General features: G+C 68.8%; 1 protein-coding gene. It reads left to right on the top strand.

What is annotated here, in order from left to right:
- Nucleotides 1-1153: arginine--tRNA ligase (argS, locus tag AB0I03_RS26925; protein ID WP_360417442.1), on the top strand; the 1153-nt coding region annotated here is incomplete at both ends.

Below are 1153 nucleotides of genomic sequence, written 5' to 3'. Positions count from 1 at the left end.
GCTGGCCCCGGCCGCCGACACCGACGGCGAGCAGGCGATGAGCAATCTCAACCGGGTCTACAAGGCGTCGCGCGCGGTCTTCGACTCCGACGAGGAGTTCAAGGAGCGGGCCCGCAAGCGGGTCGTCGCCCTGCAGTCCGGCGACCGGCAGACGCTGGACCTGTGGCAGCGGTTCGTGGACGAGTCGAAGATCTACTTCTACTCGGTCTTCGAGAAGCTGGACATGGAGATCCGCGACGAGGAGATCGTCGGCGAGTCCGCGTACAACGACTTGATGGCCGAGACGGCCCGGATGCTGGAGGAGTCGGGCGTCGCCGTCCGCTCCGAGGGCGCGCTGGTGGTCTTCTTCGACGACATCAAGGGCAAGGACGACAAGCCCGTTCCGCTGATCGTACAGAAGGCGGACGGCGGCTTCGGCTACGCGGCGTCCGACCTGTCCGCGATCCGCAACCGCGTCTTCGACCTGCGGGCGACGACGCTGCTCTACGTCGTCGACGTCCGCCAGTCGCTGCACTTCCGGATGGTCTTCGAGACGGCCCGCCGGGCCGGCTGGCTCAACGACGAGGTCAAGGCCCACAACATGGGCTACGGCACGGTGCTCGGCGCGGACGGCAAGCCGTTCAAGACGCGTGCGGGCGAGACGGTGCGCCTGGAGGACCTCCTCGACGAGGCGGTGCAGCGCGCCGCCGAGGTGGTGCGGGAGAAGGCGCAGGACCTCACCGAGGACGAGATCCAGGAGCGGGCCGCGCAGGTCGGCATCGGCGCGGTGAAGTACGCCGACCTGTCGACGTCGCCGAGCCGGGACTACAAGTTCGACCTGGACCAGATGGTCTCGCTCAACGGCGACACCTCCGTCTACCTCCAGTACGCCTACGCCCGGATCCAGTCGATCCTGCGCAAGGCCGGCGCGACCGAGCCGACCGCCCACCTTGAGCTCGAACTCGCCCCGGCGGAGCGGGCGCTGGGCCTGCACCTGGACGCGTTCGGCGACACGGTCGCCGAGGCCGCGGCGGAGTACGCACCGCACAAGCTGGCCGCGTACCTCTACCAGCTGGCGTCGCTCTACACGACGTTCTACGACCAGTGCCCGGTCCTGAAGGCGGACACCCCGCAGCAGGTGGAGAACCGCCTCTTCCTGTGCGACCTGACCGCC

Source organism: Glycomyces sp. NPDC021274 (assembly GCF_040641195.1).
In the GTDB taxonomy this organism is placed as follows: Bacteria; Actinomycetota; Actinomycetes; order Mycobacteriales; family Micromonosporaceae; genus Glycomyces.
This window is presented reverse-complemented; position numbering and strand designations above follow the sequence as displayed.